General features: G+C 71.8%; 19 protein-coding genes. 10 read left to right on the top strand and 9 right to left on the bottom strand.

What is annotated here, in order from left to right; genetic code table 11:
- The first annotated feature begins 98 nt into the window (after nt 1-98).
- Together AC07DI_RS12310 and AC07DI_RS12305 are read left to right on the top strand one after the other, a co-directional pair.
- Entirely contained in the window at nt 99-506 is a 408-nt protein-coding gene (locus tag AC07DI_RS12310) for a hypothetical protein (protein ID WP_478904135.1), read from the top strand.
- 101 nt (nt 507-607) lie between these two features.
- Nucleotides 608-2053, top strand: coding sequence for an aminopeptidase (locus AC07DI_RS12305; RefSeq protein ID WP_478904133.1), 1446 nt, complete (start codon nt 608-610; stop codon nt 2051-2053).
- A gap of 148 nt (nt 2054-2201) precedes the next feature.
- Here AC07DI_RS12305 and AC07DI_RS12300 read toward each other — a convergent pair whose 3' ends face one another.
- From AC07DI_RS12300 to AC07DI_RS12290, 3 genes are all read right to left on the bottom strand, one after another.
- Complete coding sequence (locus tag AC07DI_RS12300; protein WP_478904454.1) at nt 2202-4004, bottom strand: glycoside hydrolase family 3 protein; 1803 nt, start codon at nt 4002-4004, stop codon at nt 2202-2204.
- Between the two features lie 544 nt (nt 4005-4548).
- Complete coding sequence (locus AC07DI_RS12295; protein WP_478904132.1) at nt 4549-5349, bottom strand: sugar phosphate isomerase/epimerase family protein; 801 nt, start codon at nt 5347-5349, stop codon at nt 4549-4551.
- Between the two features lie 55 nt (nt 5350-5404).
- On the bottom strand, nt 5405-6004 hold the full coding sequence (locus AC07DI_RS12290) for a LysE family translocator (RefSeq protein WP_384259349.1): 600 nt from the start codon (nt 6002-6004) through the stop codon (nt 5405-5407).
- A gap of 28 nt (nt 6005-6032) precedes the next feature.
- Between AC07DI_RS12290 and pdxR the strand changes: the two genes are divergently transcribed.
- The gene (gene pdxR / locus AC07DI_RS12285; RefSeq protein ID WP_478904130.1) at nt 6033-7592 is read left to right on the top strand and encodes a MocR-like pyridoxine biosynthesis transcription factor PdxR; all 1560 of its coding nucleotides are present in this window, start codon (nt 6033-6035) and stop codon (nt 7590-7592) included.
- 25 nt (nt 7593-7617) lie between these two features.
- On the opposite strand, the gene AC07DI_RS12280 is transcribed toward pdxR, so the two are convergent.
- On the bottom strand, nt 7618-8667 hold the full coding sequence (locus AC07DI_RS12280; RefSeq protein WP_478904128.1) for a LacI family DNA-binding transcriptional regulator: 1050 nt from the start codon (nt 8665-8667) through the stop codon (nt 7618-7620).
- Between the two features lie 134 nt (nt 8668-8801).
- On the opposite strand from AC07DI_RS12280, the gene AC07DI_RS12275 reads away from it, so the two are divergent.
- Genes AC07DI_RS12275 through AC07DI_RS12265 form a run of 3 tightly spaced genes read left to right on the top strand, consistent with a single transcriptional unit; the run spans nt 8802 to nt 11952 of the window.
- Nucleotides 8802-9962 (top strand): Gfo/Idh/MocA family protein, encoded by a 1161-nt coding sequence (locus AC07DI_RS12275; protein ID WP_478904126.1) that lies wholly within the window; start codon nt 8802-8804, stop codon nt 9960-9962.
- Nucleotides 9959-11119: a dihydrodipicolinate synthase family protein gene (locus tag AC07DI_RS12270; protein WP_478904125.1), complete on the top strand. Its 1161-nt coding sequence runs from the start codon at nt 9959-9961 to the stop codon at nt 11117-11119. Before AC07DI_RS12275 ends, AC07DI_RS12270 begins: the two co-directional genes overlap by 4 nt.
- Nucleotides 11116-11952 (top strand): sugar phosphate isomerase/epimerase family protein, encoded by an 837-nt coding sequence (locus AC07DI_RS12265; protein ID WP_478904123.1) that lies wholly within the window; start codon nt 11116-11118, stop codon nt 11950-11952. Before AC07DI_RS12270 ends, AC07DI_RS12265 begins: the two co-directional genes overlap by 4 nt.
- 90 nt (nt 11953-12042) lie before the next feature.
- Here AC07DI_RS12265 and AC07DI_RS12260 read toward each other — a convergent pair whose 3' ends face one another.
- Nucleotides 12043-12582: a DUF937 domain-containing protein gene (locus AC07DI_RS12260; protein ID WP_384259334.1), complete on the bottom strand. Its 540-nt coding sequence runs from the start codon at nt 12580-12582 to the stop codon at nt 12043-12045.
- A gap of 330 nt (nt 12583-12912) precedes the next feature.
- Between AC07DI_RS12260 and recD2 the strand changes: the two genes are divergently transcribed.
- The gene (gene recD2 / locus AC07DI_RS12255) at nt 12913-15150 is read left to right on the top strand and encodes an SF1B family DNA helicase RecD2 (RefSeq protein ID WP_478904122.1); all 2238 of its coding nucleotides are present in this window, start codon (nt 12913-12915) and stop codon (nt 15148-15150) included.
- A gap of 202 nt (nt 15151-15352) precedes the next feature.
- Nucleotides 15353-16651, top strand: coding sequence for a citrate synthase (locus AC07DI_RS12250; protein ID WP_355819913.1), 1299 nt, complete (start codon nt 15353-15355; stop codon nt 16649-16651).
- Between the two features lie 412 nt (nt 16652-17063).
- Here the strand turns inward: AC07DI_RS12250 and AC07DI_RS12245 are convergent, their stop codons facing one another.
- From AC07DI_RS12245 to AC07DI_RS12230, 4 genes are all read right to left on the bottom strand, one after another.
- Nucleotides 17064-19337 carry a heavy metal translocating P-type ATPase gene (locus AC07DI_RS12245; protein WP_478904120.1) on the bottom strand — a complete coding sequence of 758 codons (2274 nt, stop codon included), beginning with the start codon at nt 19335-19337 and terminating at the stop codon, nt 17064-17066.
- A gap of 134 nt (nt 19338-19471) precedes the next feature.
- Nucleotides 19472-19792 (bottom strand): heavy-metal-associated domain-containing protein, encoded by a 321-nt coding sequence (locus AC07DI_RS12240; protein WP_478904118.1) that lies wholly within the window; start codon nt 19790-19792, stop codon nt 19472-19474.
- Between the two features lie 133 nt (nt 19793-19925).
- Nucleotides 19926-20120, bottom strand: a complete 195-nt coding sequence (locus tag AC07DI_RS12235; RefSeq protein ID WP_478904116.1) for a MarR family transcriptional regulator — start codon at nt 20118-20120, stop codon at nt 19926-19928.
- A gap of 234 nt (nt 20121-20354) precedes the next feature.
- Nucleotides 20355-21254, bottom strand: coding sequence for a sugar phosphate isomerase/epimerase family protein (locus AC07DI_RS12230; RefSeq protein WP_478904115.1), 900 nt, complete (start codon nt 21252-21254; stop codon nt 20355-20357).
- A 167-nt stretch (nt 21255-21421) separates the two neighbouring features.
- Between AC07DI_RS12230 and iolC the strand changes: the two genes are divergently transcribed.
- Nucleotides 21422-22381 (top strand): 5-dehydro-2-deoxygluconokinase, encoded by a 960-nt coding sequence (gene iolC, locus AC07DI_RS12225; protein WP_478904114.1) that lies wholly within the window; start codon nt 21422-21424, stop codon nt 22379-22381.
- Nucleotides 22378-23334, top strand: a complete 957-nt coding sequence (locus AC07DI_RS12220) for a Cgl0159 family (beta/alpha)8-fold protein (RefSeq protein WP_384259320.1) — start codon at nt 22378-22380, stop codon at nt 23332-23334. The genes iolC and AC07DI_RS12220 overlap by 4 nt, the downstream gene beginning before the upstream one ends.
- Nucleotides 23335-23386 lie beyond the last annotated feature (52 nt).

Here is a 23386-nt window from a genome sequence, read left to right as displayed (position 1 = left end):
GCGCAACCGCACGGGGCACGGGCTGCGTCCGTACATCAGAACGTGAGGCAGATGTGGCGGACGTGGCAGACGCGTCAGGTGTGACGGGAGGGGCAGCTGTGAGCAGTGGTCGCGGCGGTGGTCGGATACGACGGCGGCTGGCGCTCGGCACCGCCGTGCTCGCAGGCGCCGTCCTGTTCGCCCTCGCGGGCCCCGGCACCGCGTCGGCGGAGGCCGCAGTCGCCCCCTGCGCCGGCCGCAAGGTGCGTACGCTGCCCTTCAGCGGCGGCCGGGTCGACGTCTTCAAGAGCCGCGGTTACGTCTGCGCGGTGGTCTTCGCCAAGCACTCCGGCGGCCGCAGGACGATGTCCGTCAGCATCAAGGCGCGCGGCGGCAGGCCCGCGCGCGACGCGGGCCGTTACACCCACCACGCGGGCCCGGTGACGGTCCACGCCGGTCACCGCTGCGTCTGGGTGAAGGGGAAGGTCGGCGGGCGCGGGGTCAGTTCGGGCTGGATTCTCTGTTGATGCGGGCTGTGCCCGCTGTTGCCGCAAGGCAATTCCCCCTGGTGCGGATTCAGTTGCTCCGTTAGGTTCCGGGGCATTGCTGTGTCGACAGGGGAGGGTGCATGCGCAAGGCGCTCAGATGGCTGCTGTCGCTCGTGGTGCTGATAGGCACGGTGGGCGTGGCCGGAGCGACGACCGGGGCGGCCACAGCCGCGGAACCGGACGGGACCACCAGTGCCAACAGCACTGAAACCGACATCAAGGACAGGCTGCTCGCCATACCCGGCATGAGCCTGATCGAGGAGAAGCCGTATCCGGGCTACCGCTTCTTCGTCCTCAACTACACCCAGCCGGTGGACCACCGGCACCCGTCCAAGGGCACCTTCAAGCAGCGCCTGACCGTGCTGCACAAGGACACCGCCCGCCCGACGGTCTTCAGCACCAGCGGATACAGCGTCTCCACGAACCCCGGCCGCAGCGAGCCGACACGGATCGTCGACGGCAACCAGGTCTCCATGGAGTACCGCTTCTTCACGCCCTCGCGGCCCGAGCCCGCCGACTGGTCCAAGCTGGACATCTGGCAGGCCGCCTCCGACCAGCACCGCATCCACCAGGCCCTCAAGCCGATCTACGGCAAGAAGTGGCTGGCCACGGGCGCCTCCAAGGGCGGCATGACGGCGACGTACTACGAGCGCTTCTACCCGCGCGACATGGCGGGCATCGTCTCCTACGTCGCGCCCAATGACGTGGTCGACAAGGAGGACTCGGCCTACGACAGGTTCCTCGCGCGCGTCGGCACCAAGGAGTGCCGCGAAAGGATCCAGGCCGTCCAGCGTGAGGCGCTGGTGCGCAGGGAACCGCTGTCGGCGAAGCTCGCGGCGTACGCGGCGGCGGAGGGCTACACCTTCAACACCGTCGGCACGCTCGACAAGGCCTTCGAGGCCGTCGTCCTGGACCTGGTGTGGGGCTTCTGGCAGTACCAGCCCGCCGCCACCGCCTGCGGGAAGATCCCGGACGCGGCCACCGCGACCGACCAGGCGCTCTACGACTACGTCGACTCGGTGGGCGGCTGGTCCTCCTACACCGACCAGGACCTCAGCGCCTACACGCCGTACTACTACCAGGCGGGCACGGAGCTCGGCTCGCCCGACATCAAGCAGCCCTGGCTCGGCAAGCTGAGCCGCTACGGATACCAGCCGCCGCGGAACTTCGTGCCGCGCGACATCCCGATGAGGTTCCGGCAGCAGCCGATCCAGGACGTGGACCGGTGGGTGCGGCACAACGCGCGGCGGATGATGTACGTGTACGGCGAGAACGACCCGTGGGGCGCAGAGCCGTTCCGTCCCGCGCGCGGCGCCGGCCACGACAGCTACGTCTTCACCGCGCCCGGCGCGAACCACGGGGCGAGCGTCTCGCAGCTCGTCGCGGACCAGAAGGCGAAGGCGACGGAGCGCATCCAGGCGTGGGCCGGGGTCTCCTCCCCGTCGGCCTCGGGCAAGCCGCTCGCCCCGTACGACAAGAAGCTCGACCGGCGGGACGTCAAGAGGGAGCTGACGCTGCGGCCGTGAGGCGTCGGCGGTTCAAAGACGGGCTCTGACGCTCTGACGGGTTCTGCCCGTCGTCAGAGGGGCCGAAGCGGTGCTTCGGCCCCTCTGACGCGTCGTACGCCTTGTCCCGTCGTACGCCTTGTTCCGTCGTATGCCGCCGATCCGTGTGTCAGTACGTCAGGCCGTGGCCGACCGGGTACAGCACCCGCGCCGGGTCGTCCGCCCGGCGCACCGGGACCGGCAGCCGCCCCTGGGGTGCCGTCCTGCCCGCGATCACGCGTGCGGCGGCGCGCAGTTCGACGTCCGTCCACGAGTAGGAGGCGAGGGCGGCGTCGACCGGGGGCAGGTGCGCCACGTCGTACGGGTTGCGGATGGCGAGGGTGACGACGGGCAGGCCGGTGGCTTTGAGGGCGGCCACCAGGGTGGCCTGGCCGTCGGCGCTCTCGTCAGCCCCGAGCGGCCTCCCCCGGCTGTCCGGGCTCGCGTCCAGGTCCGTGTCCAGCTCCGTGTTGGCCGCCTGGGTGTTGTCCTTGGTGGCCGTGTGGGTGGTGACGTTGTACGTCGCCACCAGGACGGCGTCCTGCTCCTGCGCCGCCGCCACGGCCTTCTCGATCGTCGCCTCGTCGGGCGCCGTTCCGGTGGGCAGGACCACGGCCCGGAAGCCCAGGCTGTTGAGGGCGCCCGCGAGGACGGTGGTCGGGGGGCCCGTGGTGCCGGACGGCGAACCGGGGTCCGCGCCGACCACCAGGATGTCGGGGTGGGTGTCGGGCGACAGCGGGAGGAGCCCGTCGGGGTTGAGCAGCAGGGTCGTGGTGGCGTCGGCGATGCGGTCGGCGGTGACCTGGTGTGCGGGCGTGCCGACGGTGGCGTCGACGGCCTCGGGGGTGGGGTGCGTGGTCGGCTGTTCGCCCAGCCGGTCGGTGAGGAGGCCCACGTCCGCCTTCATGCGGAGCACGCGCAGTACGGACTCGTCGATGCGCTCCTCCGTCAGCTCGCCGTCCGCCACCGCCTTGAGCACGGCGTTCCATGCGACATCCGGGCGCGGCGGATTCAGGAGCTGGTCGGCGCCCGCCTTCAGCGCGAGTACGGCCACGCGGTCGTCGCCGTACTTCGTCCGTACGCCGCGCATCGCGAGCGAGTCCGTCGCGATCACGCCGTCGTAGCCGAGTTCCTCGCGCAGGAGGCCGGTCAGGATCGGGTGGGAGAGCGTCGCGGGGTCGCCCGACGGGTCGAGGGCGGGCACCACGATGTGGGCGGTCATCACCGAGTCGACGCCGGCGGCGATCGCGGCCCGGAACGGGGGCGCGTCGTAGCGCTCCCACTCCTCGCGGGTGTGGTGGATGTGCGGCAGCTCGGTGTGGCTGTCGTCCCGTGTGTCGCCGTGCCCGGGGAAGTGCTTGGCCGCGGTCGCGATGCCCGAACTCCGGTAGCCCTCGATCTGCGCGGTCACGAAGCCCGCGACCGCCTCCGGGTCGGCGCCGAAGGAGCGTACGCCGATGACCGGGTTGGCGGGGTCGACGTTGACGTCGGCGTCCGGGGCGTGGTCCTGGCGGATGCCGAGGGCGTGCAGTTCGGCGCCGGCGATGCGGGCGGCCTCGCGGGCGTGCTCGTGCGAGCCGGACGCGCCGAGGGCCATGGCGCCGGGCAGGAGCGTGGCGGGGGCGCCGATGCGGGCGACGGCGCCGTGCTCCTGGTCGACGGAGATGAGCACGGGGAGGACGGGGTCGGTGGCGGCCGCCGCCGCTCGCTGGATGCCGTGGGAGAGTTCGGCGATCTGGTGCGGGGAGCGGGTGTTGTGGGCCCAGCCGAAGTAGATGACGCCGCCGAGACGGTAGCGGGCGATCAGTTCGGCGGCGTCGCGGACGCCTAGCTCCCGGAGGTTCGTGTCGACGTCGGCGGGGTCCGGGTCGGTGGCGGTGTGCCCGTACACGTGCATCACGAAGAGCTGGCCGACCTTGTCCTCCAGGGGCATCGTGCCGATGAGGTCGCGGAGCTCGCGGTCGCGATGGCGGTCGCGGTCTTCGGGGTGGGGCACGGGGGGCTCCTGCGGGCCGGGGAAAGTTACTTTCAGGAGCAACGGATATCCCGAAGCTTTCTGCCGGTCAAGGGAGGGGTGGGGTGTGTGCGGGTCCGTTTGGGCTGGGGCGCCTCGGGTGCGTCTGTGGGGCGGGGCCGCGGGGGTATGTGCGTACTCGCTATCCCTGCGTCACGCTGCACGGACAATGGGGCTACAGCGTGCTCGGTGCTCCGTTCGCACATACCCCCACGTCCCCTCGGGAGCGCGTGCGACTGCGGCCCGGTGGGGGCTGGCCCCGTCCTGCCGTACGTTGCGGGGCAAACGACCCCCGCCCCCGCCCCTACCTCTGCCGTGCGTTGCGGGGCAAACGGGTGGGTGGGTGGGATACATCCGCCGCGGAGCGGCGGGCCTGTCCGCGCCCGCAGACGGAAGGCGGGGGGAGATACCCACCCGCCCACTCCGCCGCGAAGCGGCGGTCCCGCTCGTGCCTGCGGAAGGCTCAGAAGGAGCCGCTCACCAGCCGGGAGAGCAGCTCACGGCCCGGCCCCAGCAACCCCTCCAGCGGCGCAGCCTCCCCGTACCAGCGCTTCTCGTACTCCCAGCACAGCCACCCCTCCCAGTTCTCCCGGCCGAGCAGGGACACGCACTCGGCGAGCGGCAGCGCCCCGGCGCCGAGCGGCAGCGGCGTCGTGTCGTCCGGTGAGGCGACGTCCTTCACCTGGACGTAGCCGAGGTAGGGGGAGAGCGCGGCGAACGTGTCGGAGACGGACTCGCCGCCGAGCCAGGTATGCATCAGGTCCCACAGCGCGCCGACCTGCCGGTGGCCGACGGTGCCGAGCACGCGCGTGAGGTCGGCACCCGTGCGGTGCGAGTCGTGGGTCTCCAGGAGGATGCGTACGCCTGCGTCGGCCGCGTACCGGGCGGCCGTGCCGAGCCGCCTCGCGGCCGTGGCGTCGGCCTCCGCCGTGCTCTGCTCGGTGCCGCCGCCCGGGAAGACGCGGATGAAGGGGGCGCCCAGGTCACGGGCGAGGGTGACGAGGGAGCGGATCTCGTCGAGGACCGGCCCGTCGTCACCGGGGGCGGCCACGCGCGCGTACCCGGCGATACCGAGGATCTCCACGTCGGCGGCCTTGAACCCGGCGGCCACGTCGGCCCGTTCGGCCGGCCCGAGCCCCGGGTGCACCGGCTCCTCGGGGTGCGCGCGGAGCTCGACGCCGTGGTAGCCGTGGGTGGTGGCGAGCCGCAGCACGTCGGGTACGGGGAGGCCGGGCACGCCGAGGGTGGAGAAGGCGAATCTCATGGTCCCGACAGTAGGCGGCGTCCCGGACCGGTCAACCCCGCACGACGTCGGCGCGTCAGAGGAACGCCAGCCGCGCGCCCAGCGCCGCGAAAGCCACCGCGAAGGTACGCCGCATCCAACTCACCACCCGGGGGCGCGAGATGACCTGATCGCGCATCGCCGCCGCGAACCGCCCGTACGCCACGAAGACCACGAACGTGATCAGCATGAAGTACGCGCTCAGTTCCGTCATGCGCAGGAAGGCGTACGGCTCGTCGGCGCTCACGAACTGCGGCAGGAACGCGAAGAAGAACAGCGTCAGCTTCGGGTTGAGGATGTTGATCAGCACGCCCGTCAGGATCGTGCGGCCCGCCGAGCGCGGCTCGCTCTCCCGCTCGGCGGTGAGCTCGCTCTTGTCGCGCAGCGTGCTCCACGCCATGTACAGCAGGTAGGCCACGCCCAGGTACTTGAGCGTCTGGAAGGCGACCGCGCTGGTGTTCAGGAGCGCGGCGAGGCCGGTGATCGCGGCCACCATGTGCGGGACGACGCCCAGCGTGCAGCCGACGGCGGCGATCACCGCGGCGCGGGTGCCGCGGGAGAGTCCCGCCGCGATCGTGAAAAGGACGCCGGTGCCCGGTGTCACGCAGACGACCAGAGAGGTGAGGAGGAATTCCATGGCTCGACCCTGACGTCACAATGGCTCCATGAACAGGTCCATTGGATCTCCTTCCGACCGGTCCATAATCGCGGACGTCCCCGTTGCCACCTCCGACTGGTTGCAGCTCAACGCCGCCGACGCACCCAGGGGCGGGCTCTGCGACTGGCTGACCCGGCAGATCAGGGGCGCCATCGCCGACGGCCGTCTCGGCGTCGGCAGCAGGCTCCCCGCGACCCGCACCCTCGCCGCCGACCTGCGCGTCTCCCGAGGCGTCGTCACGGAGGCCTACCGGCGGCTCACCGAGGACGGGCAGGTCGAGGGGCGGGGGCGCGGCGGCACGGTGGTGGTGGCCGCGCCACACGCGGCGCTCGGAGTGCCGGGTTCCGCAACGCCCGTACAGGATGCGGGCTTTCACCCGTACCGCGGTAGGGGTGACGAGCCGCCCCCACCCCCTGCCGGCCTCTTCACCGCCCCTCCCGACCTCGGCGTCTTCGACGCCATCCGCGCCGCGCCCGCCCGCATCGACCTGTCGCCGGGGCTGCCCGACCTCTCCGCCTTTCCGCGCGCGGCCTGGCTGCGGGCCGAGCGATCCGTGCTCGCCGGACTCACGCCGTCGGACTTCGGGTACGGGGATCCGCGCGGCACCCCGGCCCTGCGAGCCGCCGTCGCGCGCTGGCTCTCCCGCAACCGGGGGATCCCCGCGGCGCCGGACGACGTGATGATCGTGAACGGCACGGCCCAGGCGCTGCGGCTGCTCGTCGACGTCCTGCACGCCGACGGGATCTCGCAGGTGGCGGTCGAGGAGCCGGGATCACTCGGCGTACGCCAGCACCTGCGGCCGCTCGGCACCCCGCCCGTGCCGGTCGACGCCCAGGGCATCCGCGTCGACGCGTTGCGCGCCACCGGGGCCCCTGCCGTGCTGCTGACCCCCGCCCACCAGTTCCCCACCGGTGTCGTCCTCGGCGGCGAACGGCGCCGCGAACTGATGGAGTGGGCCCGCGACGGCGGCCTGGTCATCGAGGACGACTACGACGCCGAACACCGTTACGACCGCCCCGCCGTACCGGCGCTGCGCTCCCTGCTCCCGGACCACGTCTGCTACGCGGGCAGCGTCTCGAAACTCCTCGCGCCCGCCCTGCGCCTCGGCTGGCTGCTCGCGCCGCCCGCCCACCGGGAGGCCCTCGTCGACGCCAAACGTCTCATCGACCTCGGCAGTGGCGCCCTGCCCCAGCTCACCCTCGCCCACCTCATGGACTCCGGCGCCCTCGAACGCCACCTGCGACTCATCCGCAAACACCACCGCAGGCGCAGGGACGCGATGATCGCGGCGATCAGGACGCATCTGCCGGGGGCGGTGGTGCACGGGGCGGCGGCGGGCCTGCACCTGATGCTCACCCTCGATGAGCACACGTACGACCACACGTACGCCGGCACCGACACGACCCTCGCCACGCAGGCCCTCCACCACGGTGTGAAGACCCACCCCCTGTCCTGGCACACCCAACTCCCGCACCCCCTGGGCCTGGTCCTCGGCTACGCGGCGAGCGGCACGGCGGAGATCGAGGAGGGGGTGGGGGTGCTGGGGAGGGTGGTGCGGGGCGGGTAGCCGCCCGCCAGGGTGCGGGCGGCCCCTACCGCGCCGCCGGGGCCCCCGTGGAGCCCCGCACCATCAACTCCCCGTGCACCGTCGCCACCCCACCGGGAGGCCCGTTCTCCTTGCCCATGGCGATGCGGCCCGCCCGTGCGCCCGCCTCGTGCAGGGGGAGGCGGACCGTCGTCAGTGCGGGGACCGCGTCGATGCTGAAGGGGAGGTCGTCGAAGCCCGCCACCGAGACGTCGTCGGGGATGCGCAGGCCCTTGTCGCGCAGGGCCGCGCACGCGCCGAGTGCCACCGTGTCGTTGGCGGCGACGACCGCCGTCAGGTTGGGGGCGCGGCGCAGGAGTTCGTCCGTGGCGTCGTAGCCGGAGCGGCGGTCGTAGGGGCCGTGGACCGTCAGCGCCGGGTCGTCCTCGATGCCGCGGGCGGCGAGCGCGGCGCGGTGGCCCTCCAGGCGGTGCCGGGTCGTCGTGCGCTCCTCGGGGCCCGCGATGTAGCCGATGCGCCGGTGGCCGAGGCTCAGGAGGTGTTCCGTCAACTGCTGGGCGCCGCCGCGGTTGTCGAAGGTGAGTGCCACCGCCGCCGTGTCCGGCGCGGGCGGCCGGCCGCAGAGCACGACCCGTGTCCCCGCCTCCGCGAGTCGCCGCAGCTTGCCCGCGATGGCGCAGGCGTGGTCGGGGTTCTCGACGGCCCCGCCGGTGAGGACGACCGCCGCGGCGCGTTGGCGCTGCAGGAGCGTGAGGTAGGTGAGTTCGCGCTCGGGGGAGCCGCCGGTGTTGCAGACGACGGCCATCCGCTCGCCGCCCGCGCGCCCGCCGGGTCCGCCGATCTCGGACTGCACGGCCCCCGCCATGATCCCGAAGAAGGGGTCCGCGATGTCGTTGACGAGGATGCCGACCAGGTCGGACGTGGCCGCGGCGAGCGCGCTCGCGGGGCCGTTCAGGACGTAGTCGAGGTCGTCCACGGCGCGCAGGACGCGTTCGCGGGTCGCGGCGGCGACCGGGTAGTTGCCGTTCAGCACGCGGGAGACGGTGGCGGGGGACACCTGCGCGCGGGCCGCGACATCCGCCAGGGTCACAGTCATCTCGTCGTCCTCCGGTCACCCGTCTCGTCGACTTCCGCCACGCCCGCGACCGAAGCCCTTGTCGCCACCTTGTCCGGCAGGCTAGCTTGCCCTTGGGTAGAAAGCGCTTGCTACGCACCTACGGAGGGACTGTCGTGACACGCAAGACGGTGCGCATCGCCATGAACGGCGTCACCGGACGCATGGGCCACTGCCAGCACCTGGTCCGCTCGATCCTCGCCCTCCGCGAGCAGGGCGGCCTCGACCTCGGCGACGGCACCGTGCTGTGGCCCGAGCCCGTCCTCGTCGGCCGCAGGGAGCACGCGCTGCGCGCGCTCGCCGCCCAGCACGGTCTGGAGCACGTCTCCACCGACCTCGACGCGGTCCTCGCCGACCCGGCCGTCGACATCTACTTCGACGCGCAGATCACCTCGGCCCGCGAGGACGCCATCAAGCGGGCCGTCGCCGCGGGCAAGCATGTCTACACCGAGAAGCCGAGCGCCACCGGGCTCGACGCCGCCCTCGGGCTCGCCCGCCTCGCCGAGGACGCCGGCATCAAGCACGGCGTCGTCCAGGACAAGCTCTTTCTGCCGGGCCTGCTCAAGCTGAAGCGGCTCATCGACGGCGGCTTCTTCGGCCGCATCCTGTCGGTGCGCGGCGAGTTCGGCTACTGGGTCTTCGAGGGCGACTGGCAGCCCGCCCAGCGCCCGTCCTGGAACTACCGCGCCGAGGACGGCGGCGGCATCGTCGTCGACATGTTCCCGCACTGGGAGTACGTCCTGCACGAACTGTTCGGCCGCGTCCGCACCGTCCAGGCGCTCACCGCCACCCACATCCCGCGGCGCGTGAACGAGGACGGCAGGCCCTACGACGCCACCGCCGACGACGCCGCGTACGGCATCTTCGAGCTGGACGGCGGCGCCATCGCGCAGATCAATTCCTCCTGGGCCGTCCGCGTCAACCGCGACGAGCTCGTGGAGTTCCAGGTCGACGGCACGGAAGGGTCGGCGGTCGCGGGCCTGCGCAACTGCCGCGTACAGCACCGGAGTACGACGCCGAAGCCCGTCTGGAACCCGGACCTGCCCGCCACCCACTCCTTCCGCGACCAGTGGCAGGAAGTCCCCGACAACCAGGGCCCCGAAGGGTTCGACAACGGCTTCAAGGCGCAGTGGGAGCTCTTCCTCAGGCACGTGTACGCCGACGCGCCCTACCGCTGGGACCTCCTCGCCGGCGCGCGCGGCGTGCAACTCGCCGAGCTGGGCCTGAAGTCCGCCGCCGAGGGCCGCCGCATCGACGTACCGGAGATCACGCTGTGAGCACCCCCGTCCTGCTCCCGGCCGCGGACGGCGGCACGCGCGCGTACACCCCCCGCGCCGACCCGCTGCGGCTCACGCCCGCGGGCCCACCGGCCTCCCGCACCGTCTTCTCCGCCGCCCACGTCGTCGCCGACCCCTGCGCGGACGTCTCCCCGGACGGCCCCGCCGCCGTCGACTGGGACGCCACGCTCGCCTTCCGCCGCCACCTCTGGTCGCACGGCCTCGGTGTCGCCGAGGCCATGGACACCGCCCAGCGCGGCATGGGCCTTGACTGGCCGGCAGCCGCCGAGCTGATCCGCAGGTCGGCCGCCGAGGCGAAGGCCGTCGACGGCCGGATCGCGTGCGGCGTCGGCACCGACCAACTGGCGCCGGGGGCCTCCCTTGTGGACGTACGGGCCGCGTACGAGGAGCAGCTCGCCCTCGTCGAGTCGGCCGGCGCCCGCGTGATCCTCATGGCGTCCCGAGCACTCGCCGCCGCGGCCACCTCGCCGGACGACTACCTGGAGACGTACGGCCACCTCCTGCGCCAGGCCCGCGAGCCGGTGATCCTGCACTGGCTCGGCCCGATGTTCGACCCCGTCCTTGAGGGCTACTGGGGCTCGGCCGACCTGGACGCGGCCACGGACACCTTCCTGGAGGTCATCGCCGCCCACCCCGGCAAGGTCGACGGCATCAAGGTCTCGCTCCTGGACGCCGGCCGCGAGATCGCCCTGCGCCGCCGCCTGCCCGACGGCGTGCGCTGCTACACGGGGGACGACTTCAACTACCCGGGGCTGATCGCGGGGGACGACCACGGCTTCAGCCACGCCCTGCTCGGCATCTTCGACCCGCTGGGACCGCTCGCCGCGTCGGCCGTAAGGGCCCTGGACACCGGCGACGTGAAGGGCTTCCGCGAACTCCTCGACCCGACAGTGGAACTGTCACGCCACCTCTTCCAGACCCCCACCCGCTTCTACAAGACCGGTGTCGTCCTGCTGGCCTGGCTCGCCGGGCACCAGACGCACTTCACCATGGTCGGCGGCCTGCAGTCGGCCCGCTCGCTGCCCCACCTCGCCCGCGCCTACGAACTGGCCGACGGGCTCGGCCTCTTCCCCGACCCGGCCCTCGCGGCCGCCCGCATGCGCTCCCTGCTCACCGTCCACGGAGTCCCCCAATGAGCACACCGGTGCCGCTGTCCCGGCTGAGCCTCAACCAGGAGACGATCAAGCAGTGGTCGCTCCCCGAACTCGCGGCGGGCTGCGTCAAGGAGGGCGTCACAGCGGTCGGGCTGTGGCGCGCGCCCGTGCAGGAGTACGGGGTCGGGCGCACCGCCCGCCTGCTGCGGGACGCCGGGCTCACGGTGACGAGTCTGTGCCGGGGCGGCTTCTTCACCGGCCCCGACGGGGCGGCACGCGCGCGTGCCCTCGACGACAACCGCGCGGCGGTCGAAGAGGCGGCGGCCCTCGGCACCGACACGCTGGTCCTGGTCTCGGGCGGCCTGCCGCCCGGCAGTAAGGACCTGACCGGCGCGCGCGAGCGCGTCGCGGACGCGCTCGCCGTCCTCGGGCCCTACGCCCAGGAGCGGGGCGTGCGCCTCGCCATCGAGCCGCTGCACCCGATGTTCGCGGCCGACCGCTGTGTGGTCTCCACTCTCGGCCAGGCCCTCGACCTCGCGGAACGCTTCCCCGCGCACCAGGTCGGCGTCGTCGTGGACACGTACCACCTCTGGTGGGACGACCGGGCGCCCGCGCAGATCGCGCGGGCGGGCGCGGGCGGCCGGCTGCACGCCTTCCAACTGGCTGACTGGATCACGCCGTTGCCCGCGGGCGTGCTGCTCGGGCGGGGGCAGCTCGGTGACGGCAGCGTGGACTTCGGGGCGTTCCGCGCGATGGTCGACGGCGCGGGGTACCGGGGCCGGATCGAGGTGGAGATCTTCAACGAGGCGCTGTGGGCGCGCGACGGGGGTGAGGTGCTGAGGGAGACGGCGGAGCGCTTTTGCGCGCATGCGTGAGGCGCGGGTGCGCGCATGCGCGGGCGCGGTGCGGCTGCTTCTTCCGGTGGCCGGAGTTCCGGTGGTCGGAGTTCCGGTGGCCGGAGGCGGCTACTTCCTGCCGCCCAGGATCTGGCCCAGCAGATCGCCGAGCCCGCCGGAGGACGCGGAAGGGCCCGCCCCGCCGGAGGCCTTCTTGCCCGCCGCCCGCTTGGAGAGCACCGCGAGGACCACGGGGATCAGCATCTCGATCACGCGCGTGACCGTCGCCACGGGCAGGCCGGTCTTCTTGGCGACCGCGTTGGCGACCGGCTTGCTCATCCTGGCGAGCACACCGGACATCATCCCGCCGCCCGCGAGGCCGCCGAGACCGCCGAGGCCGCCGAAGGACGCCACCCCGTGGAGGGGCGCATCGCCGGGTGCGGGCGCACCGCCGACCTCGGCGACGGCCTGACGCATCTCCTCGGCCTCCGAGGGGTCGGCCGTGGCCGCCTTGTCCTGGAGGTTCCCGGAGAGCGCGGACGCCGTGGTGCCCACGACCTCCTGGGCGCCGGACGCGTCCGTGCCGAGCAGCCCTGCGATCTCCTGGAGCTTGTCGTCGCCCAGCTCGTGCAGCACGTCCTGCTCGAAGGACCGAGGTTCATCGCTCATGCGTCAAACGCTACGTGCACCCCGCTTTGTCAGCATCTGGAAGCCGCTCTGAAAATTTTCCGCAACGCCGTGCAACCCTTCGGGCACCACGCGTGTCGTACATGGAGTCAGGGCTTCAGTGGGGGGAATCCGGGATCTGGGGGGATCCAGGCGATCCGGGGGGATCGAGAAGTTCTGGCAGGGGAGGGGAACCCGAAGGGGCCCGGTCCATTGGACCGGGCCCCTTCGAAGGTCCCTGCGCCCGGAGCCGGTCCGCGCGCAACGATTCCGCGCCCGTGAAGTTGTCCACAGGCCCACCGCGCTGTCGGTGCCGGGCGGTAGCGTCGGATCATGGCGAGTCCAGTTGCGGCGACGGCGGTGCTCGAGGGGGTCCTCGAGCGCATCACGTACGCCAACGAGGAGACGGGGTACACGGTCGCGCGCGTCGACACCGGACGAGGCGCGGGCGACCTGCTCACCGTCGTCGGCGCGCTGCTCGGCGCACAGGTCGGCGAGAGCCTGCGGATGCAGGGCCGTTGGGGCTCCCACCCGCAGTACGGCAAGCAGTTCACGGTGGAGAACTACACGACGGTGCTGCCCGCCACCATCCAGGGCATCCGCCGCTATCTCGGCTCAGGCCTCATCAAGGGCATCGGCCCGGTGATGGCCGACCGGATCACCACGCACTTCGGCGTCGACACCCTCGACATCATCGAGACCGAGCCGAAGCGCCTCGTGGAAGTGCCCGGACTCGGCCCCAAGCGGACGAAGATGATCGCCGCCGCCTGGGAGGAGCAGAAGGCCATCAAGGAGGTCATGGTCTTCCTCCAGGGAGTCGGGGTCTCCACCTCCATCGCCGTGCGCATCTACAAGAAGTACGGCGATGCGTCGATCTCCGTCGTGAAGAACGAGCCCTATCGCCTCGCCGCCGACGTCTGGGGCATCGGCTTCCTCACCGCCGACCGCATCGCCCAGTCCGTCGGCATTCCGCACGACAGCCCCGAGCGCGTCAAGGCCGGTCTCCAGTACGCCCTTTCACAATCCACCGACCAGGGCAACTGCTTCCTCCCCGAGGAGCGGCTCATCGCCGACGCGGTCAAGCTCCTCCAGGTCGACACGGGCCTCGTCATCGACTGCCTCGCCGAACTGGCCGGTGACGAGGAGGGCGTCGTCCGCGAGACGCTCCCGGGACCGGACGGCGGCGACGACATCACCGCCGTCTACCTGGTCCCCTTCCACCGTGCCGAACTCTCCCTGGCAGGCCAGTTGTTGCGCCTCCTGAGAGCCGACGACGACCGCATGCCCGCCTTCCGGGACGTCGCCTGGGACAAGGCGCTCGCCTGGCTCGCGGCCCGCACCGGCGCCCAGCTCGCGCCCGAGCAGGAGGAGGCGGTCCGGCTCGCGCTCACCCAGAAGGTCGCCGTCCTGACCGGCGGGCCCGGCTGCGGCAAGTCCTTCACGGTCCGCTCCGTCGTCGAGCTGGCCCGCGCCAAGAAGGCCAAGGTCGTCCTCGCCGCCCCCACGGGCCGCGCCGCCAAGCGCCTTGCCGAACTCACCGGCGCGGAGGCCTCCACCGTGCACCGCCTGCTCGAACTGCGGCCCGGCGGAGACGCGGCGTACGACAAGGACCGGCCGCTCGACGCCGATCTGGTCGTCGTCGACGAGGCCTCGATGCTCGACCTGCTGCTCGCCAACAAGCTGGTGAAGGCCGTGCCGCCCGGCGCCCATCTGCTCTTCGTCGGCGATGTGGACCAGCTGCCGAGCGTCGGCGCGGGCGAGGTGCTGCGGGACCTGCTGAGCGACGGCAGCCCGGTCCCCGCCGTCCGCCTCACCCGCATCTTCCGCCAGGCCCAGGAGTCGGGCGTCGTCACCAACGCCCACCGCATCAACTCCGGTGTCCCGCCCATCACCCAGGGCATGAAGGACTTCTTCCTCTTCGTCGAGGACGAGACCGAGGACGCGGGCCGCGTGACGGTGGACGTCGCCGCGCACCGCATCCCGCAGAAGTTCGGCCTCGACCCGCGCCGCGACGTGCAGGTCCTCGCGCCCATGCACCGCGGCCCCGCGGGCGCGGGGAACCTCAACGGCCTCCTCCAGCAGGCCATCACGCCCGCGCGGCCCGGCCTGCCCGAGAAGCGGTTCGGCGGCCGGGTCTTCCGCGTCGGCGACAAGGTCACCCAGATCCGCAACAACTACGAGAAGGGGCAGAACGGCGTCTTCAACGGCACGGTGGGCGTCGTCACCGCCCTCGACCCCGACGAACAGCGGCTCACCGTCCGCACCGACGAGGACGAGGAAGTCCCCTACGACTTCGACGAGCTGGACGAGCTTGCGCACGCGTACGCCGTGACGATCCACCGCTCCCAGGGCAGCGAGTATCCGGCGGTGGTGATCCCGGTCACCACCGGCGCCTGGATGATGCTCCAGCGGAACCTGCTCTACACGGCCGTGACGCGCGCCAAGAGGCTGGTCGTCCTCGTCGGTTCGCGCAAGGCTCTGGGACAGGCAGTGCGCACGGTCTCCGCGGGGAGGCGCTGCACGGCCCTGGATTTCCGACTTTCCGGGCGCCGCGGAGCCATTCCCGGCTGATTTGATCGATCAAATGAGTCGGAAACCTCACACAGGGTTTCCGGAACCGGGGCGAAGGGGGCAGGATGAGCAGGTTGGCGGCACTGAGTGCCGCCAATTGGCCCAATGGTCGACCCCGAGTGCACTCTCCAGGGCCAAATGGGGGATGGTAGAGACAGTCAGGGCACCTCGAAGAAGAGGCACAACGTCGGTGAGGGATGACGTGAGCGAGAACGCTAACAACGGTGTAGTACTGCGGTACGGCGACGACGAGTACACCTACCCGGTGATCGAGTCGACCGTCGGCGACAAGGGCTTCGACATCGGGAAGCTCCGCGCCCAGACCGGTCTGGTGACCCTGGACAGCGGCTACGGCAACACCGCCGCCTATAAATCCGCCATCACCTATCTCGACGGTGAAGAGGGCATCCTCCGGTACCGCGGCTACCCGATCGAGCAGCTGGCCGAGCGCTCCACCTTCACCGAGGTGGCGTACCTCCTGATCAACGGCGAGCTGCCGAAGGTCGACGAGCTGGCCACCTTCAAGAACGAGATCACGCAGCACACCCTGCTGCACGAGGACGTCAAGCGGTTCTACGACGGCTTCCCGCGCGACGCGCACCCGATGGCGATGCTGTCGTCCGTGGTCAGCGCGCTGTCGACGTTCTACCAGGACAGCCACAACCCGTTCGACGAGAAGCAGCGTCACCTCTCGACGATCCGCCTGCTCGCCAAGCTTCCGACGATCGCGGCCTACGCGTACAAGAAGTCGCAGGGCCACCCGGTCGTCTACCCGCGCAACGACCTCGGCTACGTCGAGAACTTCCTGCGCATGACCTTCTCGGTGCCCGCCGCCGAGTACGAGCTGGACCCGGTCGTCGTCTCGGCGCTCGACAAGCTCCTGATCCTGCACGCGGACCACGAGCAGAACTGTTCGACCTCCACCGTGCGCCTGGTCGGCTCCTCGCAGGCGAACATGTTCGCCTCGATCTCGGCCGGCATCTCGGCCCTGTGGGGCCCGCTGCACGGCGGCGCCAACCAGTCCGTCCTGGAGATGCTGGAAGGCATCCAGGCCTCCGGCGGCGACGTCGACACCTTCATCCGCAAGGTGAAGAACAAGGAAGACGGCGTGAAGCTCATGGGCTTCGGGCACCGCGTCTACAAGAACTTCGACCCCCGGGCGAAGATCATCAAGGCGGCGGCGCACGACGTCCTCTCGGCGCTCGGCAAGTCCGACGAGCTGCTCGACATCGCCCTGAAGCTGGAGGAGCACGCGCTGGCCGACGACTACTTCGTCGAGCGCAAGCTCTACCCCAACGTGGACTTCTACACGGGCCTCATCTACCGCGCGATGGGCTTCCCGACCGAGATGTTCACCGTGCTCTTCGCGCTCGGCCGCCTCCCGGGCTGGATCGCCCAGTGGCACGAGATGATCAAGGAGCCGGGTTCGCGCATCGGCCGCCCCCGGCAGATCTACACGGGCGAGGTCCTGCGCGACTTCGTCCCGGTCGAGGGCCGCTGACCCTCCCCGGCAAAGCGGAAAGCGCCCCGCCGTCGATCCCCCCACGGGTCGACGGTCGGGGCGCTTCCCTTTTTCCCGGTGCGGATTCCCCCCACGGGATCCGGCCGGGCGTCTGTGGATTGCCCTGCGGTCTGCCGGGACGCGTACGTACGGGAGGGCCGCTCAAAGCTCCCCGGTGCACGTGCCCCGGCAACGCAATGTCCAGGAACATCCCCCAAGATGCCCCTCGACGCGGAAGACGTCCCCCAAGACATCTTCCTGCATCGCCCCATTAGACTCGCGACTCCCCTCAATGGTTACGTTCCAATCACTGTGATCTGCGTCTCTTGCATATGTCCAGTACATGCGCAAGAGCACCGGTATGGGGATTCTGTGACGGGTGTGAGGGTGCTGAAACGACCCTGTGAAGGGGTTATGTGAAGCTCCTCAGCCGAAGGCTGTTCGTCACCACGAAGACGGAGGAGAACGCCATCGCGGCGCCCGCGATCATCGGGTTGAGCAGACCGGCGGCGGCGAGCGGCAGCGCGGCGACGTTGTAGCCGAAGGCCCAGAAGAGATTGCCCTTGATGGTGGAGAGGGTCTTGCGGGAGAGCCTGATGGCGTCGGCCGCGACCCGCAAGTCCCCGCGCACCAATGTCAGGTCACTCGCCTCGATCGCCGCGTCCGTGCCGGTGCCCATCGCCAGGCCGAGGTCGGCGGTGGCGAGCGCTGCCGCGTCGTTCACGCCGTCCCCGACCATCGCCACGACCTTGCCCTCGCCCTGCAACCGCCGTACGACATCGACCTTGTCCTCGGGCAGCACCTCCGCGTACACGGCGTCCGGCGCGATGCCCACCGCGCGGGCGACCGTTTCGGCGACGGCCCGGTTGTCGCCGGTGAGCAGCACCGGCGTCAGGCCGAGCGCACGCAGCCGGCGCACCGCCTCGGGGCTGGTCTCCTTCAGGGCGTCCGCCACGGCGAGGACACCGCGGGCGGCGCCGTCCCAGGCGACCAGGACGGCCGTGCGTCCCGCCGCCTCCGCGTCGTCCCGCAGCTTGGCCACCGCCTCAAGGCCCGTCACGCCCGCCTCCGCGAGCAGCCGTTCGCGGCCGACGAGCACGTCGTGGCCCTCGACGGTGCCGCGCACCCCGGACCCCGCGACGTTCTCGAACCGCTCCGGCGCGGGCAGCTCCCCGACGGCGGTCCCGAGCCGGTCCGCGGCGCCCGCCGCGACGGCCCGGGCGACAGGGTGCTCGGAGGCGTGCTCAAGGGCGCCCGCGAGGCGGAGCAGCTCCTCCTCCCCGGTGTCCCCGGCGACCTGGACGTCCGTCAGCTCCATGCGTCCCGTGGTCACCGTGCCGGTCTTGTCCAGGACGACGGTGTCGACGCGGCGCGTGGACTCCAGGACTTCGGGGCCCTTGATGAGGATGCCGAGCTGGGCGCCGCGGCCGGTGCCGACCATGAGGGCCGTCGGCGTCGCGAGGCCGAGCGCGCAGGGGCAGGCGATGATCAGGACGGCGACGGCGGCGGTGAACGCGGCGGTCGCGTCGCCGGTGGCACCGAGCCAGCCGCCGAGCGTGCCGAGCGCGATGAGCAGCACCACCGGCACGAAGATGCCGGCGATCCGGTCGGCGAGGCGCTGCACCTGGGCCTTGCCGGTCTGCGCGTCCTCGACGAGCCGCGCCATCCGCGCCAGCGAGGTGTCCGAGCCGACGCGCGTCGCTTCGACCAGGAGGCGCCCCGCGACGTTCACGGTGCCCCCGGTCACGGCGGCGCCCGCGCCCACGTCGACCGGCACGGACTCGCCGGTCAGCATGGAGGCGTCGACCGCGGAGGCGCCCTCGACGACGGTGCCGTCGGCCGCGACGGTCTCGCCGGGGCGTACGACGAAGCGGTCCCCGACGGCCAGCCGGTCGACCGGCACCCTGACCTCGGCGCCGTCCCGCACCACCGCCACGTCCTTCGCGCCGAGTTCGAGGAGGGCGCGCAGCGCCGAACCGGCCTTCCGCTTGGAGCGGGCCTCCAGCCAGCGCCCGAGCAGGATGAACGTGATGACGCCCGCGGCGACTTCGAGGTAGATGGTCGAGGCGCCGTCGCCCGGCGATGCGGTGAGGTCGAAGCCGTGCCGCATCCCCGGCATCCCGGCGTCGCCGAAGAACAGCGCCCACAGCGACCAGCCGAAGGCGGCGAGCGTGCCGACGGAGACGAGGGTGTCCATGGTCGCTGCCGCGTGCCGCAGGTTGGTGAACGCCGCCCGGTGGAAGGGCAGCCCGCCCCAGACGACGACGGGCGCGGCGAGCGTCAGCGAGAGCCACTGCCAGGAGTCGAACTGCAGGGCGGGGACCATCGCGAGCAGCACGACGGGCAGGGAGAGGAGCGCGGAGACGGTCAGGCGCTGCCGCAGGGTGTCGGGTTCGGTGATGTCGGCGGTGGTGGGGGCCGCCGCGGCATCGGCACGGTCATCGGGGGCCGGCGCGGGCGGGACGATCTCCTCGGCCGTGTAACCGAGCTTCTCCACCAGGGCGATGAGCCCGCCGACCTCGACCCCGTCGGCGTACTCGATCCGCGCCTTCTCCGTGGCGAGGTTGACCGTGGCGGTCACGCCCTCCACGCGGTTCAGCTTCCTCTCGATGCGCGACGAGCAGGAGGCGCAGGTCATCCCGCCGACGGCGAGTTCGACTTCGGAGACTTCCGTGACGTCCGGCATGGTTCTCTCGTACTGCTTCCGGGTCGTGGGACGGCTGCGGGCCCTGTGGCGCCGGTGTCGGCACCACAGGGCCCGGGGTACCCGGCGGTCCGCAGCTCAGACGTGGCGGCGGGGCCGGGCTCGGGTCCGGGGCGTCAGGCCTTGACGCCGACGAGCTCGTAACCCGCCTCGTCGACGGCGGCGCGCACGGCGGCCTCGTCGAGCGGGGCCTCGGAGACCACGGTGACCAGGCCCGTGGACGCGACGGCCTGTACGGAGCCGACGCCCGCGAGCTCCGAGATCTCGGCGGAGACGGCGCCTTCGCAGTGCCCGCAGGTCATCCCCGTCACCTCGTACACGGTGGTGACGGCGCCCTGCGGCGCCTCGGTGCCGCCGGAGTGGCAGGAACCGCTGGGGGAGCAGCAGGAGCCGGTCGTCTCGGACGCGGCCTGCGGGAGCTCGGTCTGGGCGCTCATGTCGTTCTCCTCGGGGGTGTGTACGTATGCGGCGTAGCGTGCGGGAGGGGGCCCCGGAGCCCCGGTGATCTCCCGACACCACTGAGACTATACCCCTAGGGGGTATTTCTCAACGAAAAGGGGGGCCGTCGCGTCATCCTCTGCGCCGGTTCCCCGGCCGGGCCGCGACCCAGGCGCGGATGGTGTCCGCGTACCAGTAGGGCTTGCCGCCCTCGATGTGGTCGGGGTCCGGCAGTAGACCGTGCTTGCGGTAGGAGCGCACGGTGTCCGGCTGCACACGGATGTGTGCGGCGATCTCCTTGTACGACCAAAGCCTGCGGTCGGTCATCAGTGGCACCTCCCTGCGCGCGCCCAGGGCGGCCGAAAGGCCGACGGGGGAGCTGGGCGCGGCGCGCGGCGATCACTCAGCCTGTGCCCGGTGAACGACGCTGAGTGACCGCAGGGGAGCGGCTGTGGACCGCCTGTGACGCAAGACCCGCGTACACGGGACATGTGTGACAGGACGCACGTGTTTGTGACACGAGTGACGCGTGGCGCCGGGCCGAAGAGATGACTGGGCGTACTAGGCGCCGCACGACCGCAGGTAGGAGCGGGTGCGGCGGGCGATCGGAAGGGGATCGTCCGGCGCGCACGGGTACATGTCCTGCTCCACGATGGCGAACAGGTCGACGCCCAGCCGCTGGGCCGCGGTGAGGACGGGCTCCAGGGCGGGCACCCCGGCGGGCGGCTCGCACATCACCCCGCGCGCCACGGCGGGCCCGAACGGCACCTCCTGGGCCCGCACTTCGGCGAGGACCGCAGGCTCGACCTGCTTGAGGTGCAGATAGCCGATGCGTTCGCCGTACGTCTCGATCAGCTTGACGCTGTCACCGCCGCAGTAGGCGTAGTGGCCGGTGTCCAGGCAGAGCGAGACGAGGTCCGGATCGGTGGCGTCGAGGAAGCGGCTGACGTTCTCCTCGGTGTCGATGTGGGTGTCCGCGTGCGGGTGCACCACGACGCGCAGGCCGAACCGCTCGCGGACCTCGTGGGCAAGCCGCTCGGTCTGGGTGGTCAGTTCGCGCCATTGTGCGGGCGTCAGGACGCGGTCCTCCAGGACCTCGCCGGTCTTGTCGTCGCGCCAGAAGGAGGGGATGACGACGAGGTGCCCGGCCCCCACGGCCTGCGCGAGCGCGGCGTTGTCCGCGACGTGGGCCCAGGTCTTCTCCCAGACGGCGGGTCCGTGGTGCAGGCCCGTGAAGACCGTGCCGGCGGACACCTTGAGGCCGCGTCGGGCCGTCTCCGCGCGCAGTTCGGCCGGGTCGGTGGGCAGATAGCCGTACGGGCCGAGCTCGATCCACTCGTATCCGCACTCCGCGACCTCGTCGAGGAAGCGGCTCCAGGGCACTTGGCGCGGGTCCTCGGGAAACCACACGCCCCACGAGTCGGGCGCCGAACCGATACGGATGCGAGACAGCGTCGTCATGTCAGCCAGCCTCCAGGCCGTTTCGGAAGAGTGTCAAGCAAGTGGTCCGAATGTAAGGACAAATTGTTGACAGGATTCCCGGGGCGGGATTAGACCTGGGGGCACACGGACGAGACGAAGGGGCGGGCCGCCATGAACGCACGTGTCGCGATGGGGAGGCGTGCGGGGTGAGCGAACCGTACGACGTCATCACGATGGGCCGGATCGGGGTGGACCTGTACCCCCTGCAGACGGGAGTGCCCCTCGCCGAGGTGACCGCGTTCGGGAAGTTCCTCGGCGGCTCGGCGTCGAACGTCGCGGTGGCCGCGGCCCGGCTCGGACGCCGCGTCGCCGTCATCACCCGCACCGGAGAGGACCCCTTCGGCGACTACCTCCACACGGCGCTGCGGGAGTTCGGCGTCGACGACCGCTGGGTCACCGCGGTCGCGGGCCTGCCGACGCCGGTGACGTTCTGCGAGATCTTCCCGCCGGACGACTTCCCGCTGTACTTCTACCGGCAGCCGAAGGCGCCCGACCTGGAGATGTACGAGAGCGAGCTCGACCTCGACGCGATCGCGACGGCGCGGATCTTCTGGATGACGGGGACCGGGCTCTGTGCGGAGCCGAGTCGCACGGCCACGTCGGCGGCGCTGGCCGCGCGGCGGGCGGGGGCCGGCGCCACGGTGTTCGACCTGGACTGGCGGCCCATGTTCTGGGCCGATCCCTCGCAGGCCCGGCCCCACTACGCCGCCGCCCTCGCGCACGCCACCGTCGCCGTCGGCAACCTCGACGAGGTCGAGATCGCCACGGGGGAGCGTGAACCTCGCGCGGCGGCCCGTGCGTTGCTCGACGCGGGGGTCGAACTGGCCGTCGTCAAACAGGGGCCCGACGGAGTGCTCGCGATGAACCGCGCGGGCGAGGCGGCGCGGGTGCCGCCCCTGCCGGTGAAGGTCCTCAACGGGCTCGGCGCGGGGGACGCCTTCGGCGGGGCGCTGTGCCACGGGCTGCTCGCCGGTTGGGAGCTGAGCCGGATCATGCGGTACGCCAATGCGGCGGGGGCGATCGTGGCTTCCCGGCTGGAGTGTTCCTCAGCCATGCCCTTCGCCGGCGAGGTCGCCCTTGCGGTGGAAGCAGGGGCTGTCACATGACCCGGGGTCACCGTTCACGGGACTCAGCCCCGGCCCCCGCTCCTCGGACGACGGAGGGGCTGGAACGTTCCGTCGACGTCGCGGCGCTGGCCCGCACCCGCGCCCGGCACCCCGAAGCCATCGCCGAGGCCGCCTCCCGGCGCGGGCGGCGGGAGCTGCTCGGGACGACCGGGCGGCTGATGATCGTCGCCGCGGACCACCCCGCACGCGGCGCCCTCGGCGCAGGGGCCGCGCCCCTCGCCATGGCCAACCGGCGGGACCTGCTCGAACGGCTCTGTCTCGCGTTGTCGCGGCCCGGGGTCGACGGAGTCCTCGCAGGCGCCGACGTGCTGGAGGATCTGCTGCTCCTCGGCGCCCTCGACGGCAAGGTCGTCATGGGATCGATGAACCGGGGCGGACTGGCCGGGGCCGTCTTCGAGATGGACGACCGGTTCACCGGGTACCGGCCCGCGGACATCGAACGGCTCGGCTTCGACGCGGGCAAGCTGCTGCTGCGCGTCGACTACGACGACCCGGGGTCCCTGCGGACCCTGCACTCCGCGGCCCGCGCCGTCGACGCGATGGCGGAGCGCGGACTTCCGGTCTTCGTCGAGCCGTTCCTGACCGGCCGGGGCCCGGACGGCACGGGGCCGCTCCGCAACGACCTGAGCGCCGACGCCGTCACCCGTTCCATCGCCATCGCCTCCGGCCTCGCAGGGACCTCCGCGTACACCTGGCTGAAGGTCCCCGTCACCGAGAACCCCGACGACATGGCCCGCGTCATGGAGACCTCGACGCTGCCCGCCGTGCTGCTCGGCGGCGACGTCGGGGGCGATCAGGACGCCGCGTACGAGAAGTGGCGCGGCGCCTTGCAACTGCCCACCGTGCAGGGTCTCGTCGTCGGCAGGGCCCTGCTGTATCCGCCCGACGGCGACGTGGCGGGGGCGGTCGACACCGCCGTGGGGCTGTTGTAGCGGGCGGCGGGGCAGCGGATACCGGTGGGGGCAGAGCGGCTGGGAGGCCCAT

Source organism: Streptomyces sp. NPDC044106, from assembly GCF_056433985.1.
Note: the sequence above shows the minus strand (reverse complement) of the source record. Positions and strands in the feature narration are given on the sequence as shown.